This is a genomic window from Serratia nevei (assembly GCF_024160145.1).
Lineage (GTDB): Bacteria > Pseudomonadota > Gammaproteobacteria > Enterobacterales > Enterobacteriaceae > Serratia > Serratia nevei_A.
On sequence record NZ_JAMYWQ010000003.1, the window covers coordinates 38,568 to 54,549 of the forward strand.

General features: G+C 60.1%; 15 protein-coding genes. 6 read left to right on the forward strand and 9 right to left on the reverse strand.

The window, feature by feature from the left end:
• Nucleotides 1-37: 37 nt before the first annotated feature.
• On the reverse strand, nucleotides 38-580 hold the full coding sequence (locus tag M6G53_RS03600; protein ID WP_253328988.1) for a fimbrial protein: 543 nt from the start codon (nucleotides 578-580) through the stop codon (nucleotides 38-40).
• Between the two features lie 514 nt (nucleotides 581-1,094).
• Here M6G53_RS03600 and M6G53_RS03605 point away from each other — a divergent pair.
• The 3 genes from M6G53_RS03605 to M6G53_RS03615 all read left to right on the forward strand — a co-directional run bounded on the left by M6G53_RS03605 (nucleotide 1,095) and on the right by M6G53_RS03615 (nucleotide 4,234).
• Nucleotides 1,095-1,811: an EAL domain-containing protein gene (locus M6G53_RS03605; RefSeq protein WP_253328990.1), complete on the forward strand. Its 717-nt coding sequence runs from the start codon at nucleotides 1,095-1,097 to the stop codon at nucleotides 1,809-1,811.
• 21 nt (nucleotides 1,812-1,832) lie between these two features.
• Nucleotides 1,833-2,423: a LuxR family transcriptional regulator gene (locus tag M6G53_RS03610; protein WP_004939094.1), complete on the forward strand. Its 591-nt coding sequence runs from the start codon at nucleotides 1,833-1,835 to the stop codon at nucleotides 2,421-2,423.
• 185 nt (nucleotides 2,424-2,608) lie between these two features.
• Nucleotides 2,609-4,234, forward strand: coding sequence for an FMN-binding glutamate synthase family protein (locus M6G53_RS03615; RefSeq protein WP_253328992.1), 1,626 nt, complete (start codon nucleotides 2,609-2,611; stop codon nucleotides 4,232-4,234).
• Nucleotides 4,235-4,335: 101 nt separating this feature from the next.
• On the opposite strand, the gene betA is transcribed toward M6G53_RS03615, so the two are convergent.
• The 3 genes from betA to betI all read right to left on the reverse strand — a co-directional run bounded on the left by betA (nucleotide 4,336) and on the right by betI (nucleotide 8,231).
• On the reverse strand, nucleotides 4,336-6,003 hold the full coding sequence (betA, locus tag M6G53_RS03620; protein WP_253328999.1) for a choline dehydrogenase: 1,668 nt from the start codon (nucleotides 6,001-6,003) through the stop codon (nucleotides 4,336-4,338).
• A gap of 138 nt (nucleotides 6,004-6,141) precedes the next feature.
• Nucleotides 6,142-7,614, reverse strand: a complete 1,473-nt coding sequence (gene betB, locus M6G53_RS03625; RefSeq protein WP_253329001.1) for a betaine-aldehyde dehydrogenase — start codon at nucleotides 7,612-7,614, stop codon at nucleotides 6,142-6,144.
• Nucleotides 7,615-7,628: 14 nt separating this feature from the next.
• A complete protein-coding gene (gene betI, locus M6G53_RS03630; protein WP_253329003.1) occupies nucleotides 7,629-8,231 on the reverse strand; it encodes a transcriptional regulator BetI in 603 nt (200 codons plus the stop codon).
• A gap of 398 nt (nucleotides 8,232-8,629) precedes the next feature.
• Here betI and M6G53_RS03635 point away from each other — a divergent pair, with 398 nt between their 5' ends.
• Nucleotides 8,630-10,669, forward strand: a complete 2,040-nt coding sequence (locus M6G53_RS03635; RefSeq protein WP_060421320.1) for a choline transporter — start codon at nucleotides 8,630-8,632, stop codon at nucleotides 10,667-10,669.
• A gap of 44 nt (nucleotides 10,670-10,713) precedes the next feature.
• Here the strand turns inward: M6G53_RS03635 and M6G53_RS03640 are convergent, their stop codons facing one another.
• The 4 genes from M6G53_RS03640 to M6G53_RS03655 all read right to left on the reverse strand — a co-directional run bounded on the left by M6G53_RS03640 (nucleotide 10,714) and on the right by M6G53_RS03655 (nucleotide 12,982).
• Complete coding sequence (locus M6G53_RS03640) at nucleotides 10,714-11,184, reverse strand: YkgB family protein (RefSeq protein ID WP_253329005.1); 471 nt, start codon at nucleotides 11,182-11,184, stop codon at nucleotides 10,714-10,716.
• A gap of 65 nt (nucleotides 11,185-11,249) precedes the next feature.
• Complete coding sequence (locus M6G53_RS03645; RefSeq protein ID WP_253329007.1) at nucleotides 11,250-11,525, reverse strand: pentapeptide MXKDX repeat protein; 276 nt, start codon at nucleotides 11,523-11,525, stop codon at nucleotides 11,250-11,252.
• Nucleotides 11,526-11,583: 58 nt separating this feature from the next.
• On the reverse strand, nucleotides 11,584-12,360 hold the full coding sequence (locus M6G53_RS03650) for a molybdopterin-dependent oxidoreductase (RefSeq protein ID WP_253329009.1): 777 nt from the start codon (nucleotides 12,358-12,360) through the stop codon (nucleotides 11,584-11,586).
• A gap of 10 nt (nucleotides 12,361-12,370) precedes the next feature.
• Nucleotides 12,371-12,982, reverse strand: coding sequence for a cytochrome b/b6 domain-containing protein (locus M6G53_RS03655; RefSeq protein WP_061872175.1), 612 nt, complete (start codon nucleotides 12,980-12,982; stop codon nucleotides 12,371-12,373).
• A 150-nt stretch (nucleotides 12,983-13,132) separates the two neighbouring features.
• Between M6G53_RS03655 and M6G53_RS03660 the strand changes: the two genes are divergently transcribed.
• Complete coding sequence (locus tag M6G53_RS03660; protein WP_253329011.1) at nucleotides 13,133-13,846, forward strand: winged helix-turn-helix domain-containing protein; 714 nt, start codon at nucleotides 13,133-13,135, stop codon at nucleotides 13,844-13,846.
• Nucleotides 13,847-13,849: 3 nt separating this feature from the next.
• Nucleotides 13,850-15,316 carry a sensor histidine kinase gene (locus M6G53_RS03665; RefSeq protein WP_253329012.1) on the forward strand — a complete coding sequence of 489 codons (1,467 nt, stop codon included), beginning with the start codon at nucleotides 13,850-13,852 and terminating at the stop codon, nucleotides 15,314-15,316.
• Here M6G53_RS03665 and M6G53_RS03670 read toward each other — a convergent pair.
• Nucleotides 15,313-15,981 (reverse strand): fimbrial biogenesis chaperone, encoded by a 669-nt coding sequence (locus M6G53_RS03670; RefSeq protein ID WP_436286515.1) that lies wholly within the window; start codon nucleotides 15,979-15,981, stop codon nucleotides 15,313-15,315. The genes M6G53_RS03665 and M6G53_RS03670 overlap by 4 nt on opposite strands.
• Between the last annotated feature and the right edge of the window lies 1 nt (nucleotide 15,982).

The window sequence follows — 15,982 nt, forward strand, 5'->3', positions numbered from 1 at the left end:
ACGGGCCATCCTTGGCCGTGTGTGTCCTGAAAGACGATTATTTGTATTCGATGGTGAACGGGCTGGTGGCGTTAGCCAGACCTGCGGTCACGTTGCTGTTGAATGAACGGTAACGAGCCTGCAGGTTGAAGGTCGCTTTACCGTCAGCAGCGACGGTGACTTTCGCTACGTCGTCTTTGATGTTGGTACCGTCGCCGATAGCGAACGGTTTGTTGTTGTTGTCGGTGATTTCGATACCCACGCCGGTAGCTGCAGTGCCGGTGCCGCCAACGTTGCTTACGGACAGCAGGTCTGGGTTGCCGGCAACGGTATTACCGTCGAAACGCAGGCTGTAACTGCCGGCATCACATTTTTCCAGAGAGATCTGGAAAGCTTTGGAAGCAGATTTAGAACCCACAGTTGGGAAAGCGGAAGTTGGGTAAGTGCCCAGGTAAACTTCTTTATTCTGAGTATCGCTAGTTACCTGGCAGGTAGACTGTTTGATTTCACCAGTGAATTTAACAGTGCCGTTTGCTGCCATTGCGTTGGAAGCAGTTGCAGACAATACCAGGGCAGCCAAAGGCAATAATACTTTTTTCATTTCCAGCTCCATAGAACAATAAAATAATCGATTCAGTGGCGGGCTTATATATATATTGCCGCCACTGAGCATACACTCAGCGATAGCACTCCCTTGCTGAAAAGGAGCGTTGCCTCGATGAACTCATTGCCGGACGAAATATAGACTAAGCATATTCTTAATGTTAAATCGTTTAAAACATTCATACGCCCCCTCTTGATAGGAATAAACTATCGGCGAATACCTATCGATCGATGTTGACGATTCATATGAATAGGAATAATCTGTGTTTGGGAAAGCTGCAAAGTTCAAGATTTTGCTTTAAGGCCTGAAAATTAGGATAATATCCTGAATATTTACATTCAGTAACATATTGCGACGTTTGGACTTTGGCACGAATGACGCGTTAAATGGTCTGTCGACACGCTTCGGTCACCCTGACGTTTTAAATAAGAAATTTACCAATAAACCCGGAGTAACTTTCTTTTTAATCATTTAAAATCAACAAGTTAAATATCAATCCAAGGATTGGGAAATGAGCGGTTCTTTCAGAGAGAAAAATAACGGCATTAATTATGTTTTTCAGCCAATGTTCGCGAAATCGGGACAATTGCTGGCCGTTGAATGTCTGTCTCGCTTTACGTTTAATAGCGAATATGCCCATTTTTCTCCTGAACAGTTCTTTCGCCACGCCGATAGCGCAACCCGGATTGAGATTTTGCTGGATCAGATCAACCTGATCGATAAATACAAACACTGGTTTCATGAAAACCAAGTGATCGCCACTTTGAATGTTGACGATTATTCTCTGCAATCGCTGGCGAATAGTCACTTTGCCGAAAGAATTAATGCCATGCGCTGTATTCATTTCGAGATCAGCGAGAATTCAACCCGGCTGGTGAAAGATCGCGTGCACGGCGATCCGTCATTGAATAGTTATTCATTTTGGCTCGATGATTTTGGTTCTGGCTATGCGGGTTTTTCCGCGTTGTACAACAGCCAGTTCCGCTTCGTTAAGCTCGACCGTTTTCTGCTTTGGGACTTCATGAAGAAGTCCGGCGGCGAGGGCTTGATGCGCGCGTTACTGCGCTTCTTTTACCTTAATCATTACAAGGTAATTATCGAAGGAGTTGAAACTCCCGAACACAAGAAATGGCTGGATGAAATGCCATATTACGCACTGCAGGGAAAGCTGTGGAAGGAATCCAGCATCAAGGATTTGAACTCGCTTCTTACAGCTGAATACTTTTAACTCGGTATTGGTGTTTGCCCTATGTCTAAAAACAACGTTCTTGTGATTAGTGAGTGTAAGTACAGCTATGTTGGCCTGTCGGTGCTGCTGAAGAAACACTACGGCGCGTACGATATCCGCCTGTTTTCCGATTTCATGCACGGCGGCGCCAAAGCAGAGAAGATCACCAAGCACGATATCGCACTAATTTTCACCTCGCAAAACCTCGAACAGAGCGTCAACGTGATCGAAAGCCTGGTGTCCCTGCACCAGCAGTACAACAGTAAAACGCGCCTGTTGGTGTTCTATGACGACGAGCGCGTGGTGAAACTGTTGTCGATCCTGGGGATTTCCGTCGAGTTGGTCTCCACCCGCATTCCGCTTTATTCGCTGCAGGAAAAAATCCAGCGGCTGCTGGAAAGCAAAGAGCCGGGCGGCATCCGGGTACAGAAAACCCGCGAGCTCAGCCCGGCGGAAAGCGACGTGATCTTCAATCTGCTGCGCGGCGACAGCCTGCTGCACATTGCGGAAAAGCGCGGTACGCACCCAAAAACCATCTTCTCGCAGAAATACAGCGCGATGAAAAAGCTGCGGCTGCGCAGCATGAGCACCATCTTCGTCGCCGGCAAATAACCTGCCCTGGCTTGTTGCGCGGTACGCCGCGCGGCAACCTGCCCTCCCCCGCCAAGTTAAATTAATGTAACAACCGGCGACAAAGCAGCAACAGACACACAACATCCTCTCCTGTTGGCTACGATTTGCACACGGATTATCCGTGAGTCATGTCGTGTGGATTAAAATAAACATCAGGAGATGTTATGAAGTCGTCCTTATTCAGCCGCTACACCTGCTTTGTGCTGAGCATCTTGCTCACCCTGGTTTTCTTAATCATGATGCGCAACCATCCGTGGTTCTGGCTGCCGGCCCTGGCCTGCGGTGGCTTGATGGTGCTGGGTATTTACGATCTCACGCAGCAGCGCCACGCCATCTGCCGCAACTACCCGATCATCGGCCGCCTGCGCTTCTTCTTCGAATTCATCCGTCCGGAACTGCGCCAGTATTTCCTCGAGCAGGATAATGAGGAGATCCCGTTTTCGCGTACCCAGCGTACGCTGGTGTATCGCCGGGCGAAAAACGAGATGGGCGACAAGCCGTTCGGCACGCTGCTGGACGTCTACCAAACCGGCTATGAGTGCATCGGCCACTCCATGCGGCCGGTGGAAGCCGCCGATCCGACCAGTTTTCGCATCACCATCGGCGGCGCCGACTGCCGCCAGCCCTACTCCGCGTCGATCTTCAACATTTCGGCCATGAGCTTCGGCGCGCTCTCCGCCAACGCCATTCGCGCGCTCAACCTCGGCGCGGCCAAGGGCAATTTCTACCACGACACCGGTGAGGGCAGCATCAGCCGCTATCACCGGGAAAACAACGGCGATCTGGTGTGGGAGCTGGGCAGCGGCTATTTCGGCTGCCGCACCGCCGACGGCCATTTCGATCCGCGGCGCTTTGCCGAACAGGCGCAAAGCCCACAGGTGAAAATGATTGAAATCAAGCTCAGCCAGGGCGCCAAACCCGGCCACGGCGGCATTCTGCCGGCGAAGAAGGTGGATGCGGAAATCGCCGCCACCCGCGGCGTGCCGCAAGGCGTCGATTGCATCTCGCCGGCCTCGCACAGCGCCTTCACCACGCCGCTGGAAATGATGCATTTCATCCAGCAGTTGCGCGAGCTGTCCGGTGGCAAGCCGGTCGGTTTCAAGCTGTGCATCGGCCATCCTTGGGAGTTTGTCGCCATCGTCAAGGCGATGCTGCACACCCGCATCCTGCCGGATTTCATCGTGGTAGACGGCAAGGAAGGCGGCACCGGCGCCGCGCCGCTCGAACTCTCCAACTACATGGGCATGCCGCTGCGCGAAGGGCTGCTGTTCGTGCATAACACGCTGGTGGGCTGCGGCCTGCGCGACCAGATCAAGGTAGGCGCCAGCGGCAAGATCATCAGCGCGTTCGACATCGCCAGCGTGCTGGTGCTCGGCGCCGACTGGGTGAACTCGGCGCGCGGCTTTATGTTCGCCGTCGGCTGCATCCAGTCGCAAAGCTGCCACACCAACCACTGCCCGACCGGCGTGGCGACGCAAGATCCGCTGCGGCAAAAGGCGCTGGTGGTGCCGAACAAGGCGGAACGCGTCTACCACTTCCATCAAAATACGGTGAAAGCGCTGGCGGACATGCTGGCGGCGGCCGGCGTCAGCCGCCCGGAGCAGCTGACCTCGCACCATATGCTGCGCCGCATCACGCCGACCGAGATCAAGGTGTACGCCGATATCTATTACTACCTGGAGCCGGGCGCGCTGCTGCAGCCGGAGATCAAAAGCGAGTTCTACGCCCGCATGTGGCGTATGGCGACGCCCACCAGTTTCGATCAGGCGATCTCGCTGCCGGCGGCATGATGGGATACAAGAGAGTTGCCCCCTCGCCTTGGGGAAGAGCATATGGAGAGGGGTTGCTTGCTACGGCGGCCCTCCCCCTCAACGGCGAGAGGGCGTGTCGGTTACTGCTTGCGCACCGGCGCATCGCCGGCGACGTAATAGTCGGCGGTGCTGCGCGGCAGCGGCGCGCGCCGGCGAATGCGATCGGCTAACTTCTCGGCGATCATGATGGTGGTGGCGTTCAGGTTGCCGGTGATGATCAGCGGCATGATCGACGCATCCACCACCCGCAATCCTTCCATGCCGTGCACCCGGCCCTGCCCGTCGACCACCGCCATCTCATCCTCGCCCATCTTGCACGAGCAGGACGGGTGGAAGGCGGTTTCGGCGTGCTCGCGCACGAAAGCGTCCAGCTGTTCGTCGGTCTGCACCTGCGGCCCCGGGCTTATCTCGCGGCCGCGGTATTCGTCCAGCGCCGGCTGCGCCATGATCTCGCGCGTGATGCGAATAGCATCTCGGAACTCCTGCCAGTCCTGCTCGGTCGCCATGTAGTTGAACAAAATGCTCGGGTGCTGGCGCGGATCTTTCGACTTCACCTGCACCCGGCCACGGCTTGGCGAACGCATCGAGCCGACGTGCGCCTGGAAGCCGTGCTCCTTCACCGCGTTGCTGCCGTTGTAGTTAATCGCCACCGGCAGGAAGTGATACTGAATGTTCGGCCAGGCGAACTCTGCGCGGCTGCGGATGAAGCCGCCGGCCTCGAACTGGTTGCTGGCGCCGATGCCGGTGCCGTTGAACAGCCATTCCGCGCCGATCTTCGGCTGGTTGAACCATTGCAGCGCCGGGTACAGCGACACCGGTTTCTTACAGGCGTACTGCAGGTACATCTCCAGGTGATCCTGCAGGTTTTCCCCGACGCCCGGCAGATCGTGCACCACCTTGATATCCAGGCTGTTCAGCAGCGCCGCCGGGCCGACGCCCGACCGCTGCAGGATCTGCGGCGAGGCAATGGCACCGGCGCACAGCAGCACTTCGCGCCGCGCTTTGGCGTGGGTCAGCTGATTGCTGTCGCCCTGCAAATAGTTGACGCCCACCGCACGCTTGCCGTCGAACACGATATGGTCGGTCAGCGCATGGGTGACGATTTTCAGGTTCGGCCGCGAACGCGCCTGATCCAGATAACCGCGGGCGGTGCTGGCGCGGCGCCCTTTCGGCGTCACGGTGCGATCCATCGGGCCGAAGCCCTCCTGCTGGTAGCCGTTCAGATCGTCGGTGCGCGGGTAACCGGCCTGCACGCCGGCTTCCACCATCGCGTGGAACAGTTCGTTGTTACCGGCTTTCGGCGTGGTGACGCTCACCGGGCCCTCGCCGCCGTGGTAATCGTTCGGGCCGATATCGCGGGTTTCCGCCTTGCGGAAATACGGCAGGCAGTCCAGATAGGTCCAGTCTTCCAGACCCGGCGCCTTGGCCCAGTTATCGAAGTCCATCGCGTTGCCGCGAATGTAACACATGCCGTTGATCAGGGACGAACCGCCCAGCCCTTTGCCGCGGCCGCATTCCATCCGGCGGTTGTTCATGTGCGGCTCAGGATCGGTTTCATACGCCCAGTTATAGCGGCGGCCCTGCAGCGGAAACGCCAGCGCGGCCGGCATCTGAGTACGGAAATCCATCCGATAATCCGGGCCGCCGGCTTCCAGCAGCAGGACGCTGACGTCGGCGTCTTCGGTCAATCGCGTGGCTAACACGTTGCCGGCGGAACCGGCACCGATAATGATGTAGTCAAATTCCATTCATTATCTCCTTACTTTATAGAGGCCTGGTCAGGCAAAGACGCGAAGTGCGGCTTGGCAGCAGGCTGTGTATTTGGGCGCTCTAGAGATTGTCGGCCGCAGCCAACGCGGCTGCGGCTCGAAAGACGACGGGGATAGTTAAAATACCGAGGCGTATTCGCCCAGCTCGACCTGCACCGATTTGATCTGGGTGTAGTGTTCCAGCGTCGTCAGACCGTTCTCGCGGCCGACGCCGGACTGCTTGTAGCCGCCGACCGGCATTTCCGCCGCCGACTCGCCCCAGGTGTTGATCCAGCAAATGCCGGCCTCCAACTGGTGGATCACGCGGTGCGCGCGAGCCAGATCGTTGGTCACCACGCCCGCGGCCAGGCCGAAGGTGGTGTCATTGGCGCGGCGCACCACTTCCTCTTCGCTCTGGTAGCTGAGAATGCTCATCACCGGCCCGAAGATCTCCTCGCGCACGATTTCCATCTCGTCGCGGCAGTCGCTGAATACCGTCGGCGCCACGTAAGCGCCCTTGCCGAATTCGCCGTGGGTAACGCGTTCGCCGCCGCACAGCAGGCGCGCGCCGCTGTTCTTGCCGCTCTCGATAAAGCGCAGCACCGACTCCATGTGCGCGAAGCTGACCAGCGGCCCGAAGTTGGTCTGCGGATCGGTCGGATCGCCGAGGTGAATACGCTTCACGCGCTCGAGGATTTTCGCCTCAAACTGCGCCTGCAGCGCAGCCGGCACGAAGACGCGGGTGCCGTTGGTGCACACCTGGCCGGAGCTGTAGAAGTTGGCCATCATGGCGATATCGGCGGCGCGATCCAGATCGGCGTCGTCGAAGATAATCAGCGGCGACTTGCCGCCCAGCTCCATGGTGACTTCCTTCAGCGTCGACCCCGACGCGTTGGCCATCACCTTCTTGCCGGTTTTCACCCCGCCGGTGAAAGAGACTTTGGCGATGCCCGGATGGTCGGTCAGGTACTGCCCTACCTCCGCGCCGCTGCCGGTTACCACGTTGAACACGCCGTCCGGCAGGCCGGCTTCGGTGTAAATTTCCGCCAGCTTCAGCGCCGTCAGCGACGTGACTTCGCTCGGTTTGAAGATCATCGCGTTGCCCGCCGCCAGCGCCGGCGCGGACTTCCACAGCGCGATTTGAATCGGGTAGTTCCAGGCGCCGATGCCGGCCACCACGCCCAGCGGTTCGCGGCGGGTGTAGACGAACGAGGTTTCGCGCAGCGGGATCTGTTCGCCTTCAATGGCCGGGATCAGGCCGGCGTAGTACTCCAGCACGTCGGCGCCGGTAACGATGTCCACCGCGGTGGTTTCCGACATCGCTTTGCCGGTATCCAGCGTTTCCAGCGCCGCCAGCTCATCGTTGCGCTCGCGCAGAATATCCACCGCGCGACGCAGGATGCGCGAACGCGCCATCGCCGTCATCGCCGCCCACACCTTCTGCCCGCTGGCCGCGCTGGCCACCGCACGATCGACGTCTTCAGCGCCGGCGGACTGGACTTCAGCCAGCACTTCGCCGTTCGCCGGGTTAATGGCGTTGAAGGTTTTTCCAGCGGTGCTGTCTACATAGGCGCCATGAATATAGAGCTTCTGCAAGCCAAAACGGGACATAGGATCTCCTTGGGTTATCCCCCGGGCGGCGTCTGCCCCCGGAGTTGGAACGTGATGTATTCGGTCGTGAGCGCCAGCGCCTGCGCCTGGTTGAACGCCGCGCCGCGCAGTGCGCTGCGCAGCCACAGTCCGTCGATCAGCGCCGCCAGCCCCTTGGCCGCTAACCGCGCCTGCGGCTGCGGCATGACGCGGCGAAACTCGGCGCACAGGTTGGAATAGAGCCGGCGGCCGTTCACCTGCTGCAGCCGGTTGAGCTGCGGTTGGTGCAGACTGCTGGCCCAAAAGGCCAGCCAGGTCTTCATCGCCGCGCTGTTGATCTGGCTGTCGTCGAAGTTGCCGGCGACGATCGCCTGCAGCCGCGCCGCCGGGCTGTTATCGGTCAGCGCCTGCAACCGCAGCTTCACCGCCTCGCCCAGATGGCTGATCAGATAGCGCATCGTGGCTTCCAGCAGGCCATTCTTGTCCTTGAAATAATGGCTGATGATGCCGTTGGAAACGCCGGCCCGCCGCGCAATCTGCGCGATGGTGGCGTCATGCATTCCCACTTCGTTTACCGCGGCGAGCGTGGCATCAATCAACTGCTGCCTTCTGATTGGCTGCATTCCTACCTTTGGCATATTTCGACTCTCACAAAACCGACTTCGGCCTTATCTCAGCGGGCAAATTTCACTGCCGTTTCGCCCGTGATTCAGGTCATCATGCGGACTATTAAACTTTTTTTTGATTGAACGTTCAATAAAAATTGCATATATTTTATTGCCGCCTGGTTAAAAATTTGTACTATCTGGTTGTGGAACTGGCTGATTTTTGTGAGGTAATTAACGAATCTGACCAAAATCAGTGGCTGTAAGCGGTTCCCGCCGCGAAGCGCGCCGGCGCTTCATTAACAGGCGAAAGCGGCATCATTCAGGCCCTCCTCTACGGAGACGGCCGCCGCCTTCATTCGCCCGTTTTTCAGCGGCCAACGCGCCCCGGAATACGGAGCGGCACGATTTTCTCAGTTCAGAGGATGACGATGACAACCCACGAAACCTCCTCCAAACCGCAGCAGGACCGCCTCAACCCTGTGGTTTTCTTCACCTCGGCGGGGCTGATCCTGGCCTTCTCGCTGATGACCATTTTTTTCACCGACTTCTCCGGGCAGTGGATCACCCGCACGCTGAATTGGGTGTCGGCCACCTTCGGTTGGTACTACCTGCTGGCGGCGACGCTGTATATCGTGTTCGTGGTGTTTATCGCCGCTTCGCGCTTCGGCTCGATCAAGCTCGGGCCGGAACAGTCCAAGCCGGAGTTCAGCCTGATGAGCTGGGCGGCGATGCTGTTTGCCGCCGGCATCGGCATCGACCTGATGTTCTTCTCGGTCGCCGAGCCGGTGACCCAGTACATGATGCCGCCGGAAGGTGACGCGCAAACGCTGGAGGCCGCGCGCCAGGCGATGGTCTGGACGCTGTTCCACTACGGCCTGACCGGCTGGTCGATGTATGCGCTGATGGGCATCGCCCTCGGCTACTTCAGCTATCGCTACAACCTGCCGCTGACCATCCGCTCGGCGCTGTACCCCATTTTCGGTAAGCGCATCAACGGCCCGATCGGCCACAGCGTGGACATCGCTGCGGTGCTCGGCACCATCTTCGGCATCGCCACCACGCTGGGCATTGGCGTGGTGCAGCTCAACTACGGCCTCAAGGTATTGTTCGAGATCCCGGAAAACCTGACAGTGCAGGGCTCGCTGATCCTGCTGTCGGTGATCATGGCCACCATCTCGGTCACCTCGGGCGTCAACAAGGGCATCCGCATCCTGTCCGAGCTGAACGTGCTGCTGGCGCTGGGCCTGATCCTGTTCGTACTGTTCTTCGGCGACACCGAGTTCCTGCTCAACGCGCTGGTGCTCAACGTCGGCGATTACGTTAACCGCTTTATGGGCATGACACTCAACAGCTTCGCCTTCGATCGGCCGGTGGAGTGGATGAACAACTGGACGCTGTTCTTCTGGGCCTGGTGGGTAGCGTGGTCGCCGTTCGTCGGCCTGTTCCTGGCGCGCATCTCGCGCGGGCGCACCATTCGCCAGTTCGTGGTCGGCACGCTGATCATACCGTTTGTGTTCACCCTGCTGTGGCTGTCTATTTTCGGCAACAGCGCGCTGTACCAGATCATTCACGGCAACGCCGAGTTTGCGCAGGAAGTGATGCAGTTCCCGGAGCGCGGCTTCTACAGCCTGCTGGCGCAATACCCCGGCTTCACCTTCAGCGCCTCGGTGGCCACCATCACCGGCCTGCTGTTCTATGTCACCTCGGCGGACTCCGGCTCGCTGGTGCTGGGCAACTTCACCTCGCGCCTGGCCGACATCAATAATGATGCGCCGAACTGGCTGCGGATTTTCTGGTCGGTGGCCATCGGCCTGCTGACCATCGGTATGCTGATGACCGACGGCGTGCCGGCGCTGCAGAAAACCACGGTGATCATGGGCCTGCCGTTCAGCTTCGTGATCTTCTTCGTGATGGCCGGGCTGTATAAATCGCTGCGGGTGGAAGACTACCGCAAGGCCAGCGCGCTCAGCACCCTGGCGCCGGTGCCGGTCTCCAGCCACGACGTGCTCAACTGGAAACAGCGCCTGTCGCGGGTGATGAACTACCCAGGCACCCAGTACACGCAGAAAATGTTGGATAAAGTCTGCCGTCCGGCGATGCAGGACGTGGCGCGCGAGCTGGAGCTGCGCGGCGCGAAGGTGGAGTTCAGCGAAGTGCCGCCGACTGAAGACGAGCGCCTGAACCACCTGGAGCTGTTGGTGCGCCTGGGCGAGGAACAGAACTTCATCTATCAGATCTGGCCGATGCGCTACTCGGTGCCGGGCTTCACCTACCGCGCCCGCTCCGGCAAGTCGCACTACTACCGGCTGGAAACCTTCCTGATGGAAGGCACCCAGGGCAACGATCTGATGGACTACAGCAAGGAACAGGTGATAGGCGATATCCTCGACCAGTACGAGAAGCACCTGAACTTCCTGCACATTCATCGCGAAGCGCCAGGAGGCACCCTGACCTTCCCGGATATGTGACGGTCGATAAATAACGAGAGGGCGTAGCCAGGCTACGCCCTTTTTTATGCCGGCTCGGCCGGCAAGTCGGCTTTCAGCAGCACCAGGGAACCGGCCAGCAACACCAAATCCTTGATTAAAAAACTGGTGGCGCCGGCCATGGCCGGAAAACCGCCGGCGGAAGGCTCCCAGGCCCCCGGCGTGGAAAAGATCAGCGTCAGCGTGGTCAGGTAGGTTACCGTCGATCCGATCGCCCCCAGCAAGCCCAGCCGCCGCGACCAGAATCCCGCCAGCAGCAGCAAACCGAAGCTCCACTCGGCGACGCCCAGCGCATAGCTGGCGCCGCGGATGCCGAACGCCTGATGCATCCAGCTCAGCAGCGGGCTGTTGCCGATCAGCGGTACCAGCCCCTGCGCCTCGTAATCAAACCATTTGGCGTAACCGAAGGCGGCGAAGATCACCACCAGCGCTGCGCGCATAAAGATAACGTCGCCGTTCGAGCGCTGAAAGCGCCGCAGCCATGTCGCCAGCATCATCCTCTCTCCTTATGTTGCCCACGGCCGCCGCGGTTCGCCCGCTTGCGGCCGCGGGGTGCGGCGGCTTAGTGCCCCATCGCGTCCTTCTTCATTTCGTCTTTCTTCATGCCGTCTTTGGCCATACCGTCTTTCGCCATGCCATCCTTTTTCATGGCGTCTTTCTTCATGCACTCCTTGTCCATGCACGCTTTCTTCATGCCGTCTTTGGCCATGCCGTCATGAGACATCTGGCTCATGCCGTCCTTTTTCATCGCGTCTTTGCTCATGCCATCGGCGGCGTTGGCACCGGCCACGCCCAGCATCAGCGCGCTGCACATCATCATTGCGAATAACTTTTTCATGGTATTTCCTTCCGTCATGTCAAAGGCACGGAGTGCCGGAGAATGGCCGGCGGCCGCCTCAGCTGCCGCCAAACCAGTTATAACCCTGGTCTTCCCAGTAACCGCCCGGGAAGCGGTTGGTGATCTCGATCACCTGAATGTGTTTCGGATTCTTGTAGCCCAGCTTGGTCGGCATGCGCAGCTTCATCGGGTAGCCGTACTTGCGCGGCAAGATCTGGCCGTCATAGGTCAGCGCGATAATCGTCTGCGGATGCAGCGCGGTGGCCATGTCGATGCTGGTGTAGTAGTCGTCGGCGCATTTGAAGCTGACGTAGCGGGCGCTCAGATCCGCGCCGATCGCCTTGAGAAAGGTCGCGAACGGCACGCCGCCCCACTTGCCGATGGCGCTCCAGCCCTCGACGCAGATATGGCGCGTTACCTGGCTGACCTGCGCCATTCGGTGCAGCTGCGGCAGGCTCCAGGCGCGTTTGTCTTGCACCCGTCCGGCCACCTCCAGCCGGTAGTCGTCACCGTTGATGTCCGGCGCGTCCTCCTCGGCGTAGAAAGCGTTGAACGGGAACGGCCGGGTGATCATCGATTCCGGGTAGACCGGCGCCAGGCGATCGCCGTTGAACAGCCAGCCCTGTACCCGATCGTTGAAGCGCGAGATGCGGCTCAGCGCCTGTTCGACGTTGGCGTTATCGCTGAGATCGCAGCCGGTGAGCATGGCGATGCCGCCCAGCGTCAGGCCGTTGCGCAGGAAGCGGCGGCGCGACGACGCGCTCAACAGCCGCTGCGCTTCTTTGACAATCGCCTGCCCTTCATCGATCGTCATGATCCGTTTATCCTTTTCCATCGTGAACTCCTTAGCGTCCGCGCAGCATGGCCAGCAGCGTCCGGGGCACCAACGCCACCATCACCAGGTGAATCGCGACGAAGGCCACCAGCGCCGACATGGCAAAAAAGTGGATATAGCGCGCCGCCTCATAGCCGCCGAGCAGCGTGCGCAGCAGCGGAAACTGCACCGATTTCCACAGCACCAGCCCGGACAGGGCGCTCAACGCGCCGAGGATCATCACCGACAGATAGGCCACGCGTTGCACCATGTTGTAGTGGCGCAGGTCGGCGTGTTGCAGCCTGCCGCGCAGCGCGGCGCCGGCATCGGCGAGAAACTGCCGTGGGCTGAGCGGCCAATACTTGCGTTTGAAACGCCCGCTGGCCAGATTGATCAGCAGGTAGCACAGCCCGTTGACGCCGAACAGCCACATGCCGGCGAAGTGCCACTGCAGCGCGCCGCCCAGCCAGCCGCCGAGCGTCAGCTCATTGAGAAAGCTGAAGTTGAACAGCGGCGAGGCGTTGTAGATGCGCCAGCCGCTGGTCACCATGATCAGCATCGCCAGCGCATTCAGCCAGTGCGTCAACCGCAGCCACAGCGGGTGCACCGTCTGTCGTTGTTCCGGGGTGAGGGTGAGGCTCATGCGAACTCCTGGCGACCAATGAGGCGATGAGCCGAGTATTCCCCGAATTTGTTCCCCAAGACCTCACGCAAAGTTAAATAAAATGTGATAACTCCGCCGCGGGGGGTTGTGTAGACTTCAGAGAGAAACGGGCAATCAGCGGTAATGAGAATGGACAAGCCAAAACGAATTTTGATCGTCGAGGACGACGGCGACATCGCCGAGCTGCTGCAGCTGCATCTGCGCGACGAGGGGTACGCCATCAGCCACGCAGCCGACGGCAACCGGGGCATGGCGATGCTGGATCAGGGCGGCTGGGACGCCCTGATCCTCGATCTGATGCTGCCGGGCGTGGACGGATTGGAGATTTGCCGCCGGGCGCGCACCATGACGCGCTACACGCCGATCATCATCACCAGCGCGCGCTCCAGCGAGGTGCATCGCGTGCTGGGGCTGGAGCTGGGCGCCGACGACTATCTGGCCAAGCCCTTCTCCATGCTGGAGCTGGTGGCGCGGGTCAAGGCGCTGTTTCGCCGCCAGGAAGCGATGAGCCGCAACCTGCGCATGGACGCCGGCGTGCTCAGCTTCAACGATCTGACCATCGACCCCATCGCCCGCGAAGTGCACCTGCACCAGCAGCCGGTCGAGCTGACGCCGCGCGAATTCGACCTGCTGTACTTTTTCGCCCGCCACCCGGGCCAGGTGTTCTCGCGCCTGAGCCTGTTGAATCAGGTCTGGGGCTATCAGCACGAGGGGTATGAGCACACCGTCAACACCCATATCAACCGGCTGCGCATCAAGATCGAGCGCAACCCGGCGGAACCCGAGCGCATCCTCACGGTGTGGGGCATGGGCTATAAATTCGCGGCCGCGCCGCAAGAGTGAGCCATGAAAAACCTTACGTTAGCGCAACGCCTCACGCTGATCTTCGCGCTGCTGATCGTCATCGGCTGCGCCTTTTCCGGCTGGATGCAGGTGCGCAGCAGCACCCAGTACAGCCAGGCGGTGATCCAGCGCCTGTCCGGCAACCTGGCGCAGCATATCGCCGACAGCAACCCGCTGCTGGGGGTGAACGGGCCGGATCCGCAGGCGGTGCATACCCTGTTCGATCAGCTGATGGCGGTGAATCCCAGCGTTGAGGTTTACCTGCTCGACAAGCAGGGCACGATTATCGGCAACGCCGCGCCGGCCGGGCATCTGAAGCGGCAGCGGGTCGCGTTGCCGCCGCTGCAGGCGCTGCTCGGTGGCGCGCCGATGCCGGTGTATGGCGACGATCCGCGCAGCGCGGACGGGCGCAAGGTGTTCAGCGTCGCGCCGCTCAAGGTCGATGGCCGGATCGAAGGCTACCTGTACGTGGTGCTGCTCGGCGAGGATTACACGGCGCTGGCCAGCAACGCCCAGTTCAACTCGGCGGTCAGGATGGCGCTGTGGACCTCAGGGCTGATGGTGCTGTTCAGCCTGCTGGCCGGCGGCTTCGCGTTTTATTGGGTGACGCGCCCTATCCGTCGCCTGACCCGGCAGGTCAGCGCGCTGGACAGCGGCGGCATCGAGGCGGTGCAGGCCTACGCGGCGCTGCCGGCGGTACGGCCCGGGCGCGACGAAGTCAGCCAGCTGCACCAGGCCTTTCACCGCATGGCGCAGCGCCTTGCCGAACAGTGGCAAACGCTGGCGCAGCAGGATCGGCTGCGGCGTGAATTCATCGCCAACGTCTCGCACGATCTGCGCACCCCGCTCACCTCGCTGCACGGCTATCTGGAGACGCTGTCGGTCAAGGCCGCCACCCTGAGCGAAGCCGATCGGCGGCGCTATCTGGAGATCGCGCTGGCACAGAGCCGCAAGGTGGGCAAACTGGCGCAGGAGCTGTTCGAGCTGGCGCGGCTGGAGTACGGCGTGGTGAAACCGCAGAAAGAGCCTTTTTCCCTCAGCGAGCTGTTGCAAGACGTGTTCCAAAAGTTCGAGCTGGCGGCGGAGGCGCGCAACCAGCGGCTGCACGCCGACATTCCCCCTGGCATTCCACCGGTGTTCGCCGATCTCAGCATGATTGAGCGGGTGCTGACCAACCTGCTGGACAACGCCATTCGCCATACGCCGCCCGGCGGCGACATTGGCGTGCGGCTGTGGCGGCAAGACGATCGGGTGATGGTGCAGGTCAGCGACAGCGGCCCCGGCATTCCGCAAACGCTGCGCGCCGATCTGTTCGTGCGCCCGTCTGTCCTGAGCGGCACCCGGCGCCCTTCCGGCGGGCTGGGCCTGATGATCGTGCGGCGCATTCTGCAGCTGCACGACAGCGATATTCAGCTGATCGAACAAGCGCACAGTGGCGCCTGCTTCCGCTTCGCCATTCCGCCGCGTTAATCGAGGCAGCTGCGATCGACGCTGATAAACTTGTCGTTATAAATAATGAATTTCTGCCCTTTCAGCCGAATGCCCGCATGGGTCAGCGTATCGCCGGGGCGCAGGTATTCGGTGACGCCCTCTTCATCCGTACTGTTGCAGCCCGGCTTGAGCAGGAACTTGAAGTAGGTGTTACCGGTGTTGGTGAGCGTGCCGCGTTGGGTATCGAGCCGATAGGCAAAGTTTACCTGGCGCGGGCGCACCACCAGAATGGTGTCCATCACCACGATCGGCTCCAGGTTGACGCCGGCGCCCTGACGCGGCCCCGGCTCGAACAACCGGGTAGGCACTTCGCGAAATGATACCCGGTAATAACGCTCGCGATTATCCTGCGGCCCGCGGTAGAAAAATTTGTAGTACTCCGCCTGCCCGGCCTGTAGCGTCAGTTGACGCGGCGCGAACAGCAGTTCGCCATCCGCCGGCCGGCTGCGCACCTCGCGTTCTCCCGGCCGATCGATGGCGCGAATGCTCACCTGATACAGGCGCGCGCTGCGGTTGTTATTCAACACCCGCTTGGCGGTGAATGAGCGATCCTGATCCATGGCAAACGTCAGGGTACCGACATTGATCGCGGCGGTGGTAAAGGGGAAAGACAAACACAGCAACCCTATCAGCACAAGTTTCACA

What these genes read in the sequence shown, in the direction of transcription:
- M6G53_RS03600 (WP_253328988.1), bottom strand. Translation starts at nt 580, where the DNA reads ATGAAAAAAGTATTATTGCCTTTGGCTGCCCTGGTATTGTCTGCAACT.
- M6G53_RS03605 (WP_253328990.1), top strand. Translation starts at nt 1,095, where the DNA reads ATGAGCGGTTCTTTCAGAGAGAAAAATAACGGCATTAATTATGTTTTT.
- M6G53_RS03610 (WP_004939094.1), top strand. Translation starts at nt 1,833, where the DNA reads ATGTCTAAAAACAACGTTCTTGTGATTAGTGAGTGTAAGTACAGCTAT.
- M6G53_RS03615 (WP_253328992.1), top strand. Translation starts at nt 2,609, where the DNA reads ATGAAGTCGTCCTTATTCAGCCGCTACACCTGCTTTGTGCTGAGCATC.
- betA (WP_253328999.1), bottom strand. Translation starts at nt 6,003, where the DNA reads ATGGAATTTGACTACATCATTATCGGTGCCGGTTCCGCCGGCAACGTG.
- betB (WP_253329001.1), bottom strand. Translation starts at nt 7,614, where the DNA reads ATGTCCCGTTTTGGCTTGCAGAAGCTCTATATTCATGGCGCCTATGTA.
- betI (WP_253329003.1), bottom strand. Translation starts at nt 8,231, where the DNA reads ATGCCAAAGGTAGGAATGCAGCCAATCAGAAGGCAGCAGTTGATTGAT.
- M6G53_RS03635 (WP_060421320.1), top strand. Translation starts at nt 8,630, where the DNA reads ATGACAACCCACGAAACCTCCTCCAAACCGCAGCAGGACCGCCTCAAC.
- M6G53_RS03640 (WP_253329005.1), bottom strand. Translation starts at nt 11,184, where the DNA reads ATGATGCTGGCGACATGGCTGCGGCGCTTTCAGCGCTCGAACGGCGAC.
- M6G53_RS03645 (WP_253329007.1), bottom strand. Translation starts at nt 11,525, where the DNA reads ATGAAAAAGTTATTCGCAATGATGATGTGCAGCGCGCTGATGCTGGGC.
- M6G53_RS03650 (WP_253329009.1), bottom strand. Translation starts at nt 12,360, where the DNA reads ATGGAAAAGGATAAACGGATCATGACGATCGATGAAGGGCAGGCGATT.
- M6G53_RS03655 (WP_061872175.1), bottom strand. Translation starts at nt 12,982, where the DNA reads ATGAGCCTCACCCTCACCCCGGAACAACGACAGACGGTGCACCCGCTG.
- M6G53_RS03660 (WP_253329011.1), top strand. Translation starts at nt 13,133, where the DNA reads ATGGACAAGCCAAAACGAATTTTGATCGTCGAGGACGACGGCGACATC.
- M6G53_RS03665 (WP_253329012.1), top strand. Translation starts at nt 13,850, where the DNA reads ATGAAAAACCTTACGTTAGCGCAACGCCTCACGCTGATCTTCGCGCTG.